Origin of the sequence: Variovorax boronicumulans, assembly GCF_040544675.1 — a bacterium.
In the GTDB taxonomy this organism is placed as follows: domain Bacteria; phylum Pseudomonadota; class Gammaproteobacteria; order Burkholderiales; family Burkholderiaceae_C; genus Variovorax; species Variovorax boronicumulans_D.
Genome location: NZ_JBEPKK010000003.1, coordinates 332,949 through 348,830, shown reverse-complemented (window position 1 = coordinate 348,830; position 15,882 = coordinate 332,949). Strand labels below are relative to the sequence as shown.

The window sequence follows — 15,882 nt, the reverse complement described above, 5'->3', positions numbered from 1 at the left end:
GGCGCTCGCGCCTAGCCGCGCGTCCAGCGCCAGTCGGCAATCTCGGGCATGTCTTCGCCGTGCCGGGTGATGTAGGCGCGGTGCGCCAGCAGCCGGTCGCGCAGATGCTGTTGTACGTGGGCGGCGCTGTCGCGAATGCGGGGCACGCGGTCGATGGCGTCGGCGGCCAGGTGAAAGCGGTCCAGCCGGTTCAGCACCGTCATGTCGAAGGGCGTGGTCGTGGTGCCTTCCTCGAGATAGCCGTGTACATGGAAGTTGCCATGGTTGCGCCGCTTGTAGGTCAGCCGGTGAATCAGCGCCGGATAGCCGTGGAAGGCGAAGATGACCGGCGCCTCGGTGCTGAAGATCGAGTCGAAGACCGCGTCGTCCAGCCCGTGCGGATGCCCTGACGGAGACTCCAGGGCCATCAGGTCGACCACGTTCACCACGCGCACCTTCAGGTCGGGCAGCAGCGTGCGCAGCAGGTCCACCGCCGCCATGGTTTCCAGCGTGGGCACATCGCCGGCGCAGGCCATCACCACGTCGGGCGCCACGCCGTTGTCGTTGCTGGCCCAGTCCCAGATGCCCAGGCCCACCGTGCAGTGCCGCTCGGCCGCGGCGATGTCCAGCCACTGCGCCTCGGGCTGCTTGCCGGCCACGATCACGTTCACGTAGTCGCGGCTGCGCAGGCAATGGTCGGTGACCGACAGCAGCGTGTTGGCGTCGGGCGGCAGATACACGCGCACCACCTCGGCCTTCTTGTTCACCACATGGTCGATGAAGCCCGGGTCCTGGTGGCTGAAGCCGTTGTGGTCCTGCCGCCAGACGTGGCTGGTCAGCAGGTAGTTCAGTGACGCGATGGGGCGCCGCCACGGAATGCCCCGCGTCACCTTCAGCCACTTGGCGTGCTGGTTGAACATCGAATCGACGATGTGGATGAAGGCCTCGTAGCACGAGAAGAAACCGTGGCGTCCGGTGAGCAGGTAGCCCTCGAGCCAGCCCTGGCAGAGGTGCTCGCTCAGCACCTCCATCACGCGGCCGTCGGGTGCGACATGGTCGTCGCCGGGCAGGATCTCGGCGGTCGAGGTGCGATTGCTCACCTCGAAAACGGCACCCAGGCGGTTCGACGTGGTCTCGTCGGGGCCCATCAGGCGGAAGTTGCGGTCGCCATCGTTCAGCCGCATCACGTCGCGCAGGAACTCGCCCATGACGCGCGTGGCCTCGGCATCGACGGCGCCGGCCTTGGGCACGGGCACCGCGTAGTCCCGGAAGTCGGGCAGCTTCAGGTTCTTGAGCAGCAGGCCGCCGTTGGCGTGCGGGTTCGCGCTCATGCGGCGCTCGCCCCGGGGTGCCAGCGCGGCAATGTCCGCGCGCAGCGCGCCGTCGGCATCGAAGAGCTCTTCGGGGCGATAGCTCTGCATCCACTCCCGCAGCAGGGCGATGTGGGCCGGCTTGTCGGCAAACCCCGTGATCGGCACCTGGTGGGCGCGATGCGTGCCCTCGATGGCGACGCCGTCCACCGTCTTCGGTCCGGTCCAGCCCTTGGGTGAACGCAGCACGATCATCGGCCAGCGATGCCGCGCACCGAAGCCGTCGGAGCGGGCCTGCACCTGGATGGCCCGGATCGCATCGAGCGATGCGTCGAGCGCGGTCGCCATCAGGCGATGCATGGCTTCGGGCTCGTGGCCGGAGACGAAGTGCGGCTCGTAGCCGTAGCCGCGCATCAACTGCGTGAGCTGCTCGTCGCCGATGCGCGCCAGCACAGTCGGGCCGGCGATCTTGTAGCCGTTGAGGTGAAGAATGGGCAGCACCGCGCCGTCGCGCGCGGGGTTCAGGAACTTGTTCGAATGCCAGCTCGCGGCGAGCGCGCCGGTTTCTGCTTCGCCGTCGCCGATGACGCAGCAGGCCAGCAGCTGCGGGTTGTCGAACACCGCGCCATAGGCATGCAGCAGCGCGTAGCCGAGCTCGCCGCCCTCGTGGATGGAGCCCGGCGTCTCGGGCGATACATGGCTGGGAATGCCGCCCGGAAACGAAAACTGCGTGAACAGCCGCTTCAGGCCCTCCGCGTCGCGCGAGATGTGCGGATAGACCTCGGTATAGGTGCCCTCCAGGTAGGTGCTGGCCACCACGCCCGGCCCGCCGTGGCCCGGTCCGGCAATGAAGATCGTGTCGAGGTCGCGCGCGTTGATCGCGCGGTTCATGTGGGCGTAGATGAAATTGAGGCCCGGCGTGGTGCCCCAGTGGCCCAGCAGGCGCGGCTTGATGTGTTCCAGCGCCAGCGGCTCGCGCAGCAGCGGGTTGCCCATCAGGTAGATCTGGCCCACCGAGAGGTAATTGGCCGCACGCCACCAGGCATCCAGCAGGGCGAAGTTCTCAGGGGGCGGGTGGGCGGGAGAGGGTGTCATGAGGGGGAGTTCCAAGAGTCGTGGAGGGCCTGCAGGCGCTTGCGGTCACAGGCGGTGTGAGCAAGCTGTTCAGGCGAATGTGCGCGCACGGTGCCCGACGGTCTGTGCGACGGCGCACAGACGTGGCGCGGTGCGGTCCACACAATGAACTTTTTCATGCCGAACTTCGCGAACGACGCCTCCACCGCGAGCATCCAGGCGCTCGCGAATGACTTGGCGACCGACCCCGAGCAGGGGCTGACATCGGCCGAGGCCGCGCGCCGTCTGCTGGCCGACGGCCCCAATGCGTTGCGCGCCGCCCCGCCGACACCGTCGTGGGTGCGCATGCTCGCGCAGCTGCGCAGCCCGCTGGTCTATCTGCTCGCGGCGGCCGTGGCCGTGTCGCTGCTCGCATGGGCGATGGAAGGCCGTCACGGCTGGCCGGTGGATGCGATCGTGATCGCGCTCGTCGTCGTGCTCAACGCCGTGCTCGGCTACCTGCAGGAAGCCAAGGCCCGCAATGCCGTGGCCGCACTGGCACGCATGACGACCGCCACATCGACGGTGATGCGCGACGGGCGCGCGGTTCAGGTTCCAGGTGCCGAGCTGGTGCGCGGCGATGTGCTGGTGCTGGCCGAAGGCGACGCGGTGGGTGCGGACGCCCGCCTCATCCGTGCCTCGACGCTGCGCGTGCAGGAATCGTCGCTCACCGGCGAGAGCCATGCGGTGCTCAAGGAGGCACGCACGCTGGACGCCGCTGCGATGCTCGGCGACCGGATCAACATGGTCTTCAAGGGCACGGCGGTGGTGCAGGGGAGCGCCCAGGCGATCGTCACCGCAACCGGCATGGACACCGAGCTGGGCGCCATCGCCACGATGCTCGAAGCCACGCCGGAGGCGCCCACGCCGCTGCAACGCGAGGTGCTGCACATCGGGCGCGTGCTGAGCCTGGCGGTGCTGGTGATCGCCGCGATCGTCGTCGCCACCGTGCTCGTCATCTCCGAGGCGCACACCATGTCCGAGGTGGTCGCCGCGTTGCTGCTGGGCGTGTCGCTGGCCGTGGCGGCCGTGCCCGAGGGCTTGCCGGCCGTGCTGTCCGTGGTGCTGGCGCTGGGCGTGCAGCGAATGGCCGGGCGCAACGCCATCGTCAAGCACCTGGCATCGGTGGAGACACTGGGCTGCGCCACGGTCATCTGTTCGGACAAGACCGGCACGCTCACCCGTTCCGAGATGACGGTGGAGCAGGCGGCAACCGCCTCCGGCAGCAGCCGGGTGACGGGCGGCGGCTACACCCCGCAGGGCCAGGTGCAGCACGAAGGCCGGCCGCTCACCGGCGCGCTCCTGGCAGAGCACATCGTGCTGCTCAGCGGCGGCAGTCTGGCGGGCGATGCGATCCTGCGGCAGGACGCGCAAGGCGCCTGGGAAATCCAGGGCGACCCGAGCGAAGCCGCGTTTCTGGTCGCCGAGCGCAAGCTGGGCGTGAACGAGCGCCGCACGCAGCGCTTCGAGCGCCTGGGCGAGATTCCTTTCACCTCGGATCGCAAGATGATGTCCACGCTGCAGCTGGACGGCGAGCACGGCGGCCAGGTGATGCTGGTCTGCAAGGGGGCGCCGGATGTCCTGCTCCAGCGGTGCACGCATGTGCGCGTGGGCATGGACGTCGTCGTGCTCGACGCCCCGCGGCGCGCAGCGGCCCTGGCGGAGGTCGATCGCATGTCCGATGCGGCGTTGCGCACGCTGGCGGTGGCCTACCGCCCGCTCGCACCGGGCGAAGATCCCGGGGGCGGCGAAGCCATGGAGCACGACCTGGTCTTCTGCGGAACCATCGGCATGGTCGACCCGCCCCGGCCCGAAGCGGCCGCGGCCATCGCCGAGGCGCAGCGTGCCTCGGTGCGCGTGATGATGATCACCGGCGACCACCCGCGCACGGCAGCCCGCATCGCCGCCCAGCTGGGCATCGTCGATGCCGGCACGGCGGCGCTGACCGGGGCGCAGCTCGATGCGATGGACGCCGCCGCCTTCGCCGCCGCGGTGCGGAGCACCTCGGTGTACGCGCGCGTGGCGCCGGCGCACAAGCTGCGCATCGTGCAGGCGCTGCAGGCCGACGGCAACGTCGTCGCGATGACCGGCGACGGCGTGAACGACGCGCCCGCGCTGAAGACGGCCGACATCGGCATCGCCATGGGCATCACCGGCACCGAGGTCACCAAGGAGGCCGCGCGGATGATCCTTGCCGACGACAACTTCGCGACCATCGTCGAGGCGGTGCGCGAGGGGCGCGGCATCTTCGACAACATCCGCAAGTTCCTGCGCTACCTGCTCTCGTCCAACATGGGCGAGGTGCTGACCGTGTTCCTGGGCGTGGCGTTCGCCCGCGTCATCGGGCTGGAGGGCGCGGGCGGCGCGTTCGTGATGCCGTTGCTGGCCACGCAGATTCTCTGGATCAACCTCGTCACCGATTCCGGCCCCGCCTTTGCGATGGGCGTAGACCCATCGACGGACGATGTCATGGCCCGCAAGCCGCGGCGCCCCGACGAGCGGGCCATCGACGCGGCCATGTGGGCGGGCGTGGTCGAAGTGGGCCTGGTGATGGCACTGGCGGCCTTGCTGACCCTCGACATGTACCTTCCCGGCGGCCTCATCGAGGGCACGCACGACCTCACGACGGCGCGCACGGCGGGTTTCACCGTGCTGGTGTTTGCGCAACTGTTCAATTGCTTCAATGCGCGCTCCCAGCGCCTGAGCGCCTTCGGGCACCTGTTCGTCAATGGCTGGCTCTGGGGTGCGATCGGCCTTGCGGCGCTGCTGCAGGTGGCGGTGGTCGAGCTGGGTTTTCTCAACGCGGCCTTCGGCACCGCGCCGCTGAGCCTTGCGCAATGGATGACCTGCTTTGCCATGGGCAGCGCCGTGCTGTGGACGAGCGAGCTGCGCAAGTGGTGCATGCGCACGTTCTCGACGTTCTCCAGGTAGGGCGGACCATCCGCGCCAAGCCATCGGCCGCACATGCCACACGTGCCCCACGCGGCACCCGCGCGCCACCCGCGCGCGGGCGGCTACGATGCCAGCCCGAACTCATGGGCCCGTCATGCAACACCGCGTCGATGAAGAGATTACTTTTCGCAAGCTCGAAACGCTGATCGCGTTCATGGAAACCGGCAACCTCGCACGCGCGGCCGAACGCCTGGACGTGAGCCCCGTGAGCGTGCACCGCGCGCTTCATTCGCTGGAGTCCGGCGTGCGCTGCGCGCTGTTTCGCCACGAAGGCCGCAACCTGCATCCCACCGAGGCCGCGCACGCGCTGGCCGATGTGGCGCGCGAGGTGCTGCACAGCATGGCCGAAGGCGTGCGCGCCACCCGCGAGATTGCGGGCTATTCGGCGGACCGCATACGCATCGGCTCGCTGTATTCGCTGACGATCCGCACGGTGCCCACCGTGCTCATCGGCATGAAGATGCGCAAGCCCGAGCTGGAGACCGAGCTGGTGCTGGGCTCCAACGCCGAGCTGCTGCAGAAGCTGCGCAACGGCTCCATCGACGCGGCCCTCATGGCGCAGCCCGAGGGCGAGACCGACCTGGTGTCGGAGCCGCTGTTCGAAGACGAGATCCATTTCGCCGCGCCCGTGGGGTCTCGCCATGCCAAGCACGCGTGCATCGACCTGAGCGCCTGCGCCGACGAGAAGTTCGTGAGCCTCAAGGAAGGCTTCGCCACCTACAACGGCTTCGTGGAGGCTTTTCGCATCGCTGGCTTCACGCCGAACGTGGTGATGCAGACCGGCGACATCTTCTCGCTGATGAACCTGGTGAGCGGCGGCATCGGCTGCACGCTGCTGCCGGGGCGCGTGGTGCGCGACGTGTTTTCGCAGACGGTGCAGCTGATTCCGCTGCAGCCCAAGTACCTGATGCGCCAGACGCTGGGGCTGAGCTTTCTGCGCACGCGGGAGCGCGACCCCAACCTGCTGGCGCTGCTGGCGGTGTGCCGCACCAGCAAGGCCGAGATGTCCTGAGGCCGGGGTGCTTGCTTGCGCCTACGCGCTTGAACCGGCGCGCATGAGCCAGTCGCGTGCGCCTTGCAGGGTCTTGAAGTCGTCCAGGCTGCGCGCCTCCACGCCGGGGTAGGCGCCGGAGACCATCTCGCTGAGCGCGCGCCCCGGGCCGAGCTCGAAGAAGGCGGTGGCGCCGGCTTCGATGCAGGCTTCCAGAGAGGCGGCCCATTGAACCGTTTGGGAGACCTGCAAGGCGAGCTTCTCCGTGCCTTGCGCGGCGTTCAGCACCACCTCGCCATCGATGCCGCTGAACAGGCGCGCGCCGGGGCGCGGTGCGCGTGCGATTCGGCCATCGGCGAGGGCCTCTGCAAGGACCTGCCTGAACGACGCCGAGGCGCTCGCCATCAGGTGGGTGTGCGAGGCCACGTTCACTTCCACGGGCACGACCCGGGTCGCCCCTTGGGACGGAGCCTCCGACACGATGATCGCGAGCGCATCGCGCATGCCGCCCAGCACCCAGGCCTGGCCGGGGTTGACGATGGCCACGGCGGCGTCGCGGTGCGCGCACAGCCGGTCGATGCCGTTGCGGTCCGGACCGCGCACGAAGAGCAGGCCCTGCTCGCCCTGGCGCGCGGCGTCCATGGCCTCGGCGCGCGCGGCGGCCAGGTCCAGCGTGTAGTTGGCGCTCGCCAGGCCCGCGATGTGCCAGGACGCCATCTCGCCCACGCTGTAGCCGGCAATGCAGCAGCGGGGCGGCAGGGCATCCGCCAGTGCGGCCGCTGCGGCCAGCGCCTGCAGCGTGCACAGCAGCTGCGCCGCCCGGTTCGCATGCAGCGCCTCGTGGCCGGCTTCGCGCACCCAGGCGCGCGGGTCGTGGCCGAGCAGGGCGGCGGCATGGGTGAAGATGCCTTGCGCTCCAGCGGCCTCGCCCGTCAACGCGAACATGCCGGCGTGTTGGCCGCCTTGTCCGGCGCACAGGATCGCGAGCGTCATGCGCGTTGCCTCCGCAGCCCGCGCTCCTGCGCCATCGCGAAGACGCTCATGGCCAGCAGGTCCGCCGCGCCGCCCGGGCTGAGGCGGCGTGCGACGAAGGCGCGGTGTACCTGTTCGGCGGCATCGCGCCAGCGCGCTTGCCCGACGCCGCCGGCCGCCAGAAAGGCCTGTGCGCTTTGCTGTGCGAAGCGCAGGCCTTCCGTGCCGCCGCGATGCAGCAGGTTGGTGTCTGCCAGCGCGGCGATCAGGGCGAAGCAGCACTGCACCCTGGCGGCCTGCGCGTCGTGCGGTGCCAGGCGCGCGCCTTCGTGCAGGGCGGGCAGGCCGATGTCGTAGACGCTGGCAAAGCCCTGGGCCGCTTCCTGCCGGGCGCCGCCCGCGCCGTAGCGTCGCTTGGCTGCTTCGCCGTGGCTGTCGCTGGGCCGGGGACCGCCCAGAATGTCGCGGCCCCAGCGGCGCGCGACGATGTCGCCCAACGAGGTCGCCGCACTGGCACCGCCGCTGTCCCGAAGGCCGGCCGCCGCGCACAGCAGACCCATGCCGAAGATGGCGCCGCGATGGGTGTTGACGCCGCCCGTCGCGCCCACCATCGCGCACTCGGCGCGCAGGCCGATCTTTCGCAGCGCCTGCATGTCGCCGCTGCGCGCGCCGGCCTCGTACAGCTCGGCAAAGAAGGGCTGCAAGGCCGAGGCGCTGCGCTCGAAGGTGCCGGCGTCCATGTCCGAGTGGCTGCCGGTATCGACATGGCTCACGAGGCCCGGCTTGGGCCAGGTCCGCACCTCCAGGCGCAGGCTGTGCGCGGCCAGCGCCGCAATGTCTTCTGCGGGCGAGCGGGTTCGCAGGGCGGCTTTGGCATTCATGGGCATGCCTGTGCAAAGGCGTCGCGCGAACACAGCTGCGGCTCTGCGGCGGTCTTGAGCAGCAGTTCGTCGGCGCCGGCGTGCAGTTCGCGCCAGTTGACGCCAGCGCCGTCCGGGCGAAGCAGTTCGCCGTCCAGCCGCATCGGCGCTTCGGATTCGATGGCGGCCACCTCCGCAAGAAAGCTGTCGAGGCGCTCCCGGTGGGGCAGCGTCCAGGCCAGGTCGATGTCGGAGCCCGGGCCCAGGTACTGCAGGCCGGTGAGCCATTGCCAGGCCAGGCTGCCGAAGACGCGGGTCTGCACGCCATGGCGTTCGCCCGCAGCCTGCAACGCGTGCAGGCTCGCGCGCCAGTGCGCCGGTGCCGAGTCGATGAGCTCGCACAGCGCGGGCAGGGACGCGGCGGATGCGACGTCCGCACGCTGCACCTGCAACGCGATGCGCCGCTTGCCGGCGCTGGGCGGCAGGGGCAGCCCCAGCGCCAGGCACGCAGGCGCCGCGCCGGTTTCGCCCGGCATGCGGCGCCGCACGACGAGCGGCCAGCCACGCCGCGCCCAGCCTTCGAGCAAGGGATCGCCGGCCAGGTCTACGCGCGATGCCATCAGGGCGTCCCACGCGCGCGGCGCAATGCGCACCAGCTGGTGCCGCGGCAGGCCGGGCTCAGAGGGAAGGGCGGGCAAGCTCATACACGCGCCTTGCGATGTCGGCCGCCTTCGGACGGCCGTTGCGTTCCTTGCCCCACTGGTCGCGCAGGTCCGGCGAATGGGCCGGCTCCGAGGCCAGCCGCGTCAGCACTTCGTCCAGCTGTTCGGCGAGCGATCGTTGCGGGTCGAGCACCGAGGCGACGGCGCCCGTCTGCATCAGGTTGTCCAGCCCCGGCGCGAAGACCGGCGTGGACTTGGACATTTCCTGCAGCACCTCGATGGGCAGCTTGGTCACGCGCGCCATCGACGGCAGGTCCATCACCATCGGCTCCGCGCCGGGCAGCGCCAGCAGCGTTCGGGTGGACAGCGCCGTGGCGATGAAGGCGCCCGCGGCGGTGTGGCCGTAGAGCAGGCCGACCGTCGCATGGCCGCGCGCATCCGCCAGGTGGAGGCACTGGGCCAGGTGCGCGAGGTATTGGTTCAGCCCCAGCAGCTCGTCGCGCTTGCTCATGCGCTGGCTGTCGCTGTCGATCAGCACCAGGATGGGGGTGCCGCCGCCGGCCTCGATGGTGGCCAGCACCTGGCGCGAGAGCCACGCAGCTTCGTCGATGCCGACGGCCTTGCGGCCGTCGACGCCGATGACCGCGATGTCGGTGCCGCCCGTGAAACGGCCCGTGGAGCCGCCGCGCGGCCCCTTGCCGGACAGCAGGCCGTCCTCGACGACCACGTCGTGGCCTTGCGGAAAGAGCGAGGCAAGAATTTCAGCGAGCGTCATGGCGGGGCGCCTCCAGTCGGTCGGCGAGGGCGACGAATTCTTCGAAGGGCATGCCGGGAATGGCGCTGGCCTGGGGCGCGCCCATCGCCTGCCAGACGTCCAGTGCATCTCGGCATTCGCCGAAGCGTTCGATGCGCTGTTCCAGCCGCTCCTGCGCCGCCGCGAGCGAGGCGTGGGCCAGCGCCGGAGCGCCCTGGACGAGCGCGCCCGCCGCTTCGCGAAAGCCGGCCATCGTGTCGTCCACGAACAGCTGTGCGCCGCCGATCAGGCGCCTGTGCTTGCCGCCCATGGTGCGCCACACCAGTGCGCGGTCCTTGGCGTCGAACTCTTCCACGCCGCGGTTGGTTTCGATGACTTCCGGGCCCGACACGCTGATGCGGCCCTGCTCAGACACGGCCAGCGCCGAGCAGCACCCCGCGATCAGCCCGCCGCCGCCGTAGCAGCCGGCACGCCCGCCGATGAGGCCCACCACGGGCACGCCGGCCAGGCGCGCATCGAGCAGGGCGCGGATGATTTCCGCGATCGCCAGTTCGCCCGCGTTGGCCTCCTGCAGGCGCACGCCGCCGGTGTCGAAGAGGATCAGCACCGGCACCGTGCCCATGTCGCGTGCGGCGCGCAGCAGGCCGGTGAGCTTGGCGCCGTGCACTTCGCCGAAGGCGCCGCCCATGAAGCGGCCTTCCTGCGCGGCCACCAGCACCGGTGCGCCGCTGAGCCGGCCACGGCCGACCACCATGCCGTCGTCGAACTGCTGCGGCAGGTCGAACAGCGGCAGGTGCGGGCTGGTCTCGCGCAGCTCGGGGCCGATGAATTCCTCGAAGCTGCCTGCGTCGAGCAGGCCTTCGACGCGCTGGCGTGCCGAAGCCTCGTACCAGTTGGCGGCGAGGCGCAGGTCGTTGTCGTGCGCGACGGCACTCATGAAGCGTCTCCTTCCACGGCGCGCACCGCTTGCGCCAGCCGCAGCGCGACCGTGTCGGGCCGTGCGCCGCCGTCGTTGACGGAGAGCTTCAGGCCGCCCGGCGAACGGCGCTCCACGAAGTCGCTGACCACCGCCTGCCAGACCTCGCCGAAGCCTTCGGCCGCGGTGCGGATGTCGACTTCGCATTCGCCGTCGGGCAGCAGCCGTTCCACCAGCACTTCGAGGTTGCCCGAAGCGACCACGCCCACGATGGCCTGGGGCCTGGACCCTGCCGCCCGCTGGCGCGCCGCATGCCGGAAATTGAGTTGTTCCATCGCTGTGCTTCCTTACCAGTTTCTGAACTTCGAGGGCGGCGCATACAGGCCGCCGGACCACTTCACCAGGTCCTTGATGGACCGCGCCGCGAGCATGCGGCGGTCGGCGTCCAGGGGGTCGATGCCCAGATCTTCGGGGCGGCGGATCACGCCGCGCGCGCGCAGGCGCTGCACCATCTTCGCGTCGCGCCGGCGGCCGATTTCGGTGTAGCCCGCCACGCCGCGAATCGCCTGCTCGCGCTCGTCGCGGTCGCGGCACAGCAGCAGGTTGGCGATGCCTTCCTCGGTCACGATGTGGGTCACGTCGTCGCCGTAGACCATCACCGGCGCGAGGTCCAGCGACAGCTTCTCGGCCAGGCGCAGGGCGTCCAGGTGCTCCACGAAGAGCGGCGCGTTCTTGTCGCCGAAGGTCTCGCCGATCTGCACCACCAGCTTGCGGCCGCGGCGCAGCGCGGGCGGGCTGTCGGGGTCGGCCTCCTTGCCGGCCTGCAGCCAGGGCGCGCTGGGGTGGCGCCGGCCGCGCGCGTCGCTGCCCATGTTGGGCGCGCCGCCGAAACCGGCCACGCGGTCGGTGGTGACGGTCGAGGAGTTGCCCTGCAGGTCGATCTGCAGCGTGGAGCCGATGAACATGTCGCAGGCATACAGCCCCGCCGTCTGGCAGAACGCGCGGTTCGAGCGCAGCGAGCCGTCGGGGCCGGTGAAGTAGATGTCGGGGCGCGCGCGGATGTAGTCGTCCATGCCCACCTCCGAGCCGAAGCTGTGGATCTGCGCCACCCAGCCCGATTCGATGGCCGGGATCATCGTCGGGTGCGGGTTGAGCGCCCAGTGGCTGGCCACCTGGCCCTTCAGGCCCAGGCGCTCGCCGTACGTCGGCAGCAGCAGCTCGATGGCGGCCGTGTTGAAGCCGATGCCGTGGTTCAGGCGCTTGACGCCATAGGGCGCGTAGATGCCCTTGATCGCCAGCATCGCGGTGAGGATCTGCGTTTCGGTGATGGCTGCGGGTTCGCGCGTGAACAGCGGCTCCACGTAAAAGGGCTTGCCGCTTTCCACCACGAAGTGCACCCAGTCGGCGGGGATGTCGATGCGCGGCAGCGTGTCGACGACCTCATTGACCTGCGCGATGACCACGCCGTCCTTGAACGCCGTCGCTTCCACCACGGTGGGCGTGTCTTCGGTGTTGGGGCCGGTGTAGAGGTTGCCGTGGCGGTCCGCGCTCACCGCGGCGATCAACGCCACCTGCGGCGTGAGGTCGATGAAGTAGCGCGCGAACAGCTCCAGGTAGGTGTGCACCGCGCCCAGCTCGATCTTGCCGCCGAACAGCATGCGGGCGATGCGTTGTGACTGCGGGCCCGAGTAGGCGTAGTCCAGGCGCCTGGCGATGCCGCGCTCGAACACGTCCAGGTGCTCGGGCAGCACCACGCCCGACTGCACCATGTGCAGGTCGTGCACCTTGGCGCTGTCGACCGCCGCCAGCGCCGCCGCGAGCAACTCGGCCTGCTTCTGGTTGTCGCCTTCCAGGCAGACGCGGTCGCCCGGTTGAAGCACCGCCTCCAGCAACGCCGTGGCGTCGCGTGCCGCCACATGCTTGCCGTTGGCATACCGGGCGCCGGCTTGCAGCCGCGCGTCTCGTGCGCGTTGCGCGTTGTTCCAGGTCGTCATGGGCGTTCGTTTCTTCTCTGCTGTCGCGGGCTTGAAGGGCTGCAAGGCGGCGTGGTTGGACTGCCGTTTACAGCGACCTTAGCGGCATGACCCCTGCGGATCAATTAAGGAGCGCGTGGGAACCTTACGCTGTGCGAAAGCATTGGGCTGGATGCGGCGCTATCGGGACGGTGGGCATCGGGCGCGGATGTTTCCGGACTCCCTGATGGCGGCACTCCAGAATTCATTCGCTGCCTTCCCCAAGAGCTCTCGGTCTCGATAGAGCCTGATTTCCAGCGGAACGGCCCAGTCGCTGCTCGCCGCGGCGACAAGGCGCCCTTGGCCGATGTCTTCTTCCACGAGGGTCTGCGGCAGCCATGCAATGCCCCTGCCATCCAGCGCCATCGTCCTGAGGACCGAGGCGAGATGGGCCGTGAAAACGACTTGGACATTCAGCAACTCCAGCCGTCGGCTGATCAGGACACGCATGATGCGCCCCAGTCCTGATTCCTCGCTGTACAAGAGCACGGGCATGGCCGAAGCGCCCTTGCGTGAGAGCTGATGCCGCGGCCTGCCAGAGTCATTGGGGGCGGACACCGCGATCAGCATGTCCCCACCGATTTGGGCCGATTCATAGGTGTCTGCATCGAGCGCGCCATGCGCATCAGGATGTGCGTGGCTTAGAACGAATTGAACCTTGCTTTGCAGCATCAGCGATTCGCAACGCTGAAGGACGTCGGACATGAGTTGCACCGGCCCCAGCGTGATGCTCGACTCGAGGCTGCGAATCCATCGCGGCAGGAAAGTCATGGAGAGCGCATGGGTGCACGCGATGCGCAGGGTGACCGAACTGGCCTCCGCTACTTTCCTGGCGTCACCCGGCACGCGTGCCACTCTTGCAATCAATTCCTGCGCCACGCCGGCAAACCATTCGCCGACTTCGGTGAGCGTGGCGGGCTGCGTGCTGCGGTCGAACAAGTCGGCGCCGATCCACTCCTCCAGCGCGCGAATGCGACGGCTGAATGCGGGTTGTGAGCTATGGCGCTCATCTGCCGCACGCGAGAAGTTCCCCGTTGCCGCCAACGCCAGGAAGTCGTCAAGCCAGATCAGGTTCATGTCCGGTTCGTCCAGCGCATAGAAGTTGAGAAATTGAACATTGGCCCAAAAAGACGGCACGGCCGAACATTCAGTCTCCCACTCACCCCGTCTGGAGACAACCGTGAAGATCGTCGAAATCCGCGAGAAGACCATCCCCATCAGCTCGCCCATTCGCAACGCCTACATCGACTTTAGCAAGATGACCCTGAGCCTTGTCGCAGTGATCACCGACGTGATCCAGGGCGGCAAGCCGGTCGTCGGCTACGGCTTCAACTCGAACGGCCGCTACGGCCAGGGCAAGCTGATGCGCGAGCGGTTCATCCCGCGCATCATGGAGGCGAATCCGTCGTCCCTCGTCGACGACAGCGGCGACAACCTCGATCCGCACAAGATCTGGAACACGATGTTCACCAACGAGAAGCCGGGCGGCCATGGCGAGCGCTCGGTGGCCATCGGCACCATCGACATGGCGGTATGGGACGCGGTGGCCAAGATCGAAGGCAAGCCGCTGTTTCAGTTGCTGGCCGACCGCTATGGCGACGGCAAGCCCAACCGCAAGATCTTCGTCTACGCGGCGGGCGGCTACTACTACCCGGGGCAGGACCATGGGAAGCTGAAGGACGAGATGCGCAGCTACATCGACCGCGGCTATACGGTCGTGAAAAAGAAGATCGGCGGAGCCTCTCTGGACGAAGACCTGCGCCGCATCGACTCGATCATGGACGTGCTGCAGGACGGCCAGAAGCTCTGCGTCGACGCCAACGGCCGCTTCGACCTGGAAACCGCGATTGCCTATGCCAAGGCTCTGTCGCAGTACGACCTCTTCTGGTACGAGGAGCCGGGCGATCCGCTGGACTTTGAATTGCAGGCCGCGCTGCGCAATTTCTACAAGAACCCGATGGCCACGGGTGAAGACCTTTTCTCCATGCAGGATGCGCGCAACCTGATCCGCTACGGCGGCATGCGCCCGGACCGCGACTGGCTGCAGTTCGACTGCGCGCTCAGCTACGGGCTGGTCGAATACCTGCGTACGCTAGAGATGTTGAAGGAACATGGCTGGTCGGCCAGCCGCTGCATTCCGCACGGCGGGCACCAGATGTCGCTGAACATCGCGGCCGGCCTCGGCCTCGGCGGCAACGAGTCGTACCCCGACCTGTTTCAGCCGTTCGGCGGATTCCCGGATGGCGTGAAGGTCGAGAACAGCTTCGTGACCCTGCCTGACCTGCCGGGGATCGGCTTCGAGGGCAAGGCCGATCTGTACCGCGAGATGCAGGCGCTTTCGGCCTGAAGCATGGCCCCCAAGGAGACAACATCATGAAAAGAATTTGGCGCTTCGCCGCTGGCATCGGCCTGCTCGCTTCGGCCACGGTGGCCTGCGCAGACTTCCCTGACAAGCCCGTTACGCTGGTTGTGCCATTCGCCGCGGGCGGCCCGAGCGACAAGATCGCCCGCGATCTGGCCGAGGCGCTGCGCAAGCCGCTCGGCCAGACCGTGCTCGTCGACAACGCCGCCGGTGCGGGCGGCACCATCGGCTCGGCCAAAGTGGCGCGCGCTGCGCCGGATGGCTACACGCTGCTGGTGCATCACATCGGCATGGCCACCGCGCCGGCGTTGTATCGCAAGCTCCCTTACAAGGTGCCCGATGACTTCGAAACGCTGGGCCTGATCAACGAAGCCCCTTCGGTGGTGATCGGCAAGCCGAGCCTGGAAGCCAACAGCTTCGCGGACTTGCGCAAGTGGATTGCCGCGAACGGCGGAACGGTCAACCTGGCCCATGCAGGGTTGGGCTCCGCGTCGCACCTGTGCGGCTTGATGTTCCAGAGCGCCTTGAAGACCACCATGACGCCGGTGCCGTACAAGGGAACCGCGCCAGCCATGACGGACCTCATTGGCGGGCAGGTCGATCTCATGTGCGAGCAGGCCACCAACGCTGTTCCACAGATCGAGGGCAAGAAGGTCAAGGTCTACGGCATCACGAGCCTGAAGCGCCTGCCGCTGCCATCGCTCAAGGACACCGCCACGCTGTCGGAGTCCGGGCTCAATGACTTCGACGTGCAGGTCTGGCACGGCCTGTATGCGCCCAAGGGGACGCCGCCTGCGGTACTTGAAAAGCTGAACGCGGCCCTTCGCATCGCCCTGAAGGATCCGGAACTCATCAAGCGTGAAGAGGCGTTGGGCCTCACCGTGGTGAATGACGACCGCTTGACTCCGGCCGGCCACAGGAAGTTCGTGGAATCGGAGAAGGTGCGCTGGTCGAAGGTCATCAAGGACACCGGCGAATACGCCGACTGAGCGCGAGCTG

At 68.6% G+C, this 15,882-nt stretch carries 13 protein-coding genes; 4 read left to right on the top strand and 9 right to left on the bottom strand.

The features are described from left to right. Positions 1–11: 11 nt before the first annotated feature. A complete protein-coding gene (locus ABIC90_RS07590; protein ID WP_354353474.1) occupies positions 12–2,384 on the bottom strand; it encodes a phosphoketolase family protein in 2,373 nt (790 codons plus the stop codon). Positions 2,385–2,540: 156 nt separating this feature from the next. Here ABIC90_RS07590 and ABIC90_RS07585 point away from each other — a divergent pair, with 156 nt between their 5' ends. Together ABIC90_RS07585 and ABIC90_RS07580 are read left to right on the top strand one after the other, a co-directional pair. Beyond that, entirely contained in the window at positions 2,541–5,333 is a 2,793-nt protein-coding gene (locus ABIC90_RS07585; protein ID WP_354353473.1) for a cation-translocating P-type ATPase, read from the top strand. 115 nt (positions 5,334–5,448) lie between these two features. Continuing rightward, positions 5,449–6,366, top strand: coding sequence for a LysR family transcriptional regulator (locus ABIC90_RS07580; RefSeq protein ID WP_354353472.1), 918 nt, complete (start codon positions 5,449–5,451; stop codon positions 6,364–6,366). Positions 6,367–6,387: 21 nt separating this feature from the next. On the opposite strand, the gene ABIC90_RS07575 is transcribed toward ABIC90_RS07580, so the two are convergent. The 8 genes from ABIC90_RS07575 to ABIC90_RS07540 all read right to left on the bottom strand — a co-directional run bounded on the left by ABIC90_RS07575 (position 6,388) and on the right by ABIC90_RS07540 (position 13,598). Beyond that, complete coding sequence (locus tag ABIC90_RS07575) at positions 6,388–7,338, bottom strand: malonate decarboxylase subunit epsilon (RefSeq protein WP_354353471.1); 951 nt, start codon at positions 7,336–7,338, stop codon at positions 6,388–6,390. Continuing rightward, positions 7,335–8,198: a triphosphoribosyl-dephospho-CoA synthase MdcB gene (mdcB, locus tag ABIC90_RS07570; protein ID WP_354353469.1), complete on the bottom strand. Its 864-nt coding sequence runs from the start codon at positions 8,196–8,198 to the stop codon at positions 7,335–7,337. The genes ABIC90_RS07575 and mdcB overlap by 4 nt, the downstream gene beginning before the upstream one ends. Continuing rightward, the gene (gene mdcG / locus ABIC90_RS07565) at positions 8,195–8,881 is read right to left on the bottom strand and encodes a malonate decarboxylase holo-[acyl-carrier-protein] synthase (RefSeq protein ID WP_354353468.1); all 687 of its coding nucleotides are present in this window, start codon (positions 8,879–8,881) and stop codon (positions 8,195–8,197) included. The genes mdcB and mdcG overlap by 4 nt, the downstream gene beginning before the upstream one ends. Next, on the bottom strand, positions 8,856–9,614 hold the full coding sequence (gene mdcE / locus ABIC90_RS07560) for a biotin-independent malonate decarboxylase subunit gamma (protein WP_354353467.1): 759 nt from the start codon (positions 9,612–9,614) through the stop codon (positions 8,856–8,858). Before mdcE ends, mdcG begins: the two co-directional genes overlap by 26 nt. Further along, positions 9,601–10,530 carry a biotin-independent malonate decarboxylase subunit beta gene (locus ABIC90_RS07555; protein WP_354353466.1) on the bottom strand — a complete coding sequence of 310 codons (930 nt, stop codon included), beginning with the start codon at positions 10,528–10,530 and terminating at the stop codon, positions 9,601–9,603. The genes mdcE and ABIC90_RS07555 overlap by 14 nt, the downstream gene beginning before the upstream one ends. After that, positions 10,527–10,844, bottom strand: coding sequence for a malonate decarboxylase acyl carrier protein (mdcC, locus tag ABIC90_RS07550; RefSeq protein WP_354353465.1), 318 nt, complete (start codon positions 10,842–10,844; stop codon positions 10,527–10,529). The genes ABIC90_RS07555 and mdcC overlap by 4 nt, the downstream gene beginning before the upstream one ends. A 12-nt stretch (positions 10,845–10,856) precedes the next feature. Further along, on the bottom strand, positions 10,857–12,503 hold the full coding sequence (mdcA, locus tag ABIC90_RS07545; protein WP_354353464.1) for a malonate decarboxylase subunit alpha: 1,647 nt from the start codon (positions 12,501–12,503) through the stop codon (positions 10,857–10,859). Between the two features lie 159 nt (positions 12,504–12,662). Continuing rightward, entirely contained in the window at positions 12,663–13,598 is a 936-nt protein-coding gene (locus ABIC90_RS07540) for a LysR substrate-binding domain-containing protein (protein WP_436318180.1), read from the bottom strand. 103 nt (positions 13,599–13,701) lie between these two features. Here ABIC90_RS07540 and ABIC90_RS07535 point away from each other — a divergent pair, with 103 nt between their 5' ends. Continuing rightward, the gene (locus tag ABIC90_RS07535; RefSeq protein ID WP_354353462.1) at positions 13,702–14,868 is read left to right on the top strand and encodes a mandelate racemase/muconate lactonizing enzyme family protein; all 1,167 of its coding nucleotides are present in this window, start codon (positions 13,702–13,704) and stop codon (positions 14,866–14,868) included. Between the two features lie 26 nt (positions 14,869–14,894). Continuing rightward, positions 14,895–15,872, top strand: coding sequence for a tripartite tricarboxylate transporter substrate-binding protein (locus ABIC90_RS07530; RefSeq protein WP_354353461.1), 978 nt, complete (start codon positions 14,895–14,897; stop codon positions 15,870–15,872). Positions 15,873–15,882: the final 10 nt, after the last annotated feature.

Coding starts and splice junctions, on each gene's coding strand:
- ABIC90_RS07590 (WP_354353474.1), bottom strand. CDS start 2,384: ATGACACCCTCTCCCGCCCACCCGCCCCCTGAGAACTTCGCCCTGCTG.
- ABIC90_RS07585 (WP_354353473.1), top strand. CDS start 2,541: ATGCCGAACTTCGCGAACGACGCCTCCACCGCGAGCATCCAGGCGCTC.
- ABIC90_RS07580 (WP_354353472.1), top strand. CDS start 5,449: ATGCAACACCGCGTCGATGAAGAGATTACTTTTCGCAAGCTCGAAACG.
- ABIC90_RS07575 (WP_354353471.1), bottom strand. CDS start 7,338: ATGACGCTCGCGATCCTGTGCGCCGGACAAGGCGGCCAACACGCCGGC.
- mdcB (WP_354353469.1), bottom strand. CDS start 8,198: ATGAATGCCAAAGCCGCCCTGCGAACCCGCTCGCCCGCAGAAGACATT.
- mdcG (WP_354353468.1), bottom strand. CDS start 8,881: ATGAGCTTGCCCGCCCTTCCCTCTGAGCCCGGCCTGCCGCGGCACCAG.
- mdcE (WP_354353467.1), bottom strand. CDS start 9,614: ATGACGCTCGCTGAAATTCTTGCCTCGCTCTTTCCGCAAGGCCACGAC.
- ABIC90_RS07555 (WP_354353466.1), bottom strand. CDS start 10,530: ATGAGTGCCGTCGCGCACGACAACGACCTGCGCCTCGCCGCCAACTGG.
- mdcC (WP_354353465.1), bottom strand. CDS start 10,844: ATGGAACAACTCAATTTCCGGCATGCGGCGCGCCAGCGGGCGGCAGGG.
- mdcA (WP_354353464.1), bottom strand. CDS start 12,503: ATGACGACCTGGAACAACGCGCAACGCGCACGAGACGCGCGGCTGCAA.
- ABIC90_RS07540 (WP_436318180.1), bottom strand. CDS start 13,598: ATGAACCTGATCTGGCTTGACGACTTCCTGGCGTTGGCGGCAACGGGG.
- ABIC90_RS07530 (WP_354353461.1), top strand. CDS start 14,895: ATGAAAAGAATTTGGCGCTTCGCCGCTGGCATCGGCCTGCTCGCTTCG.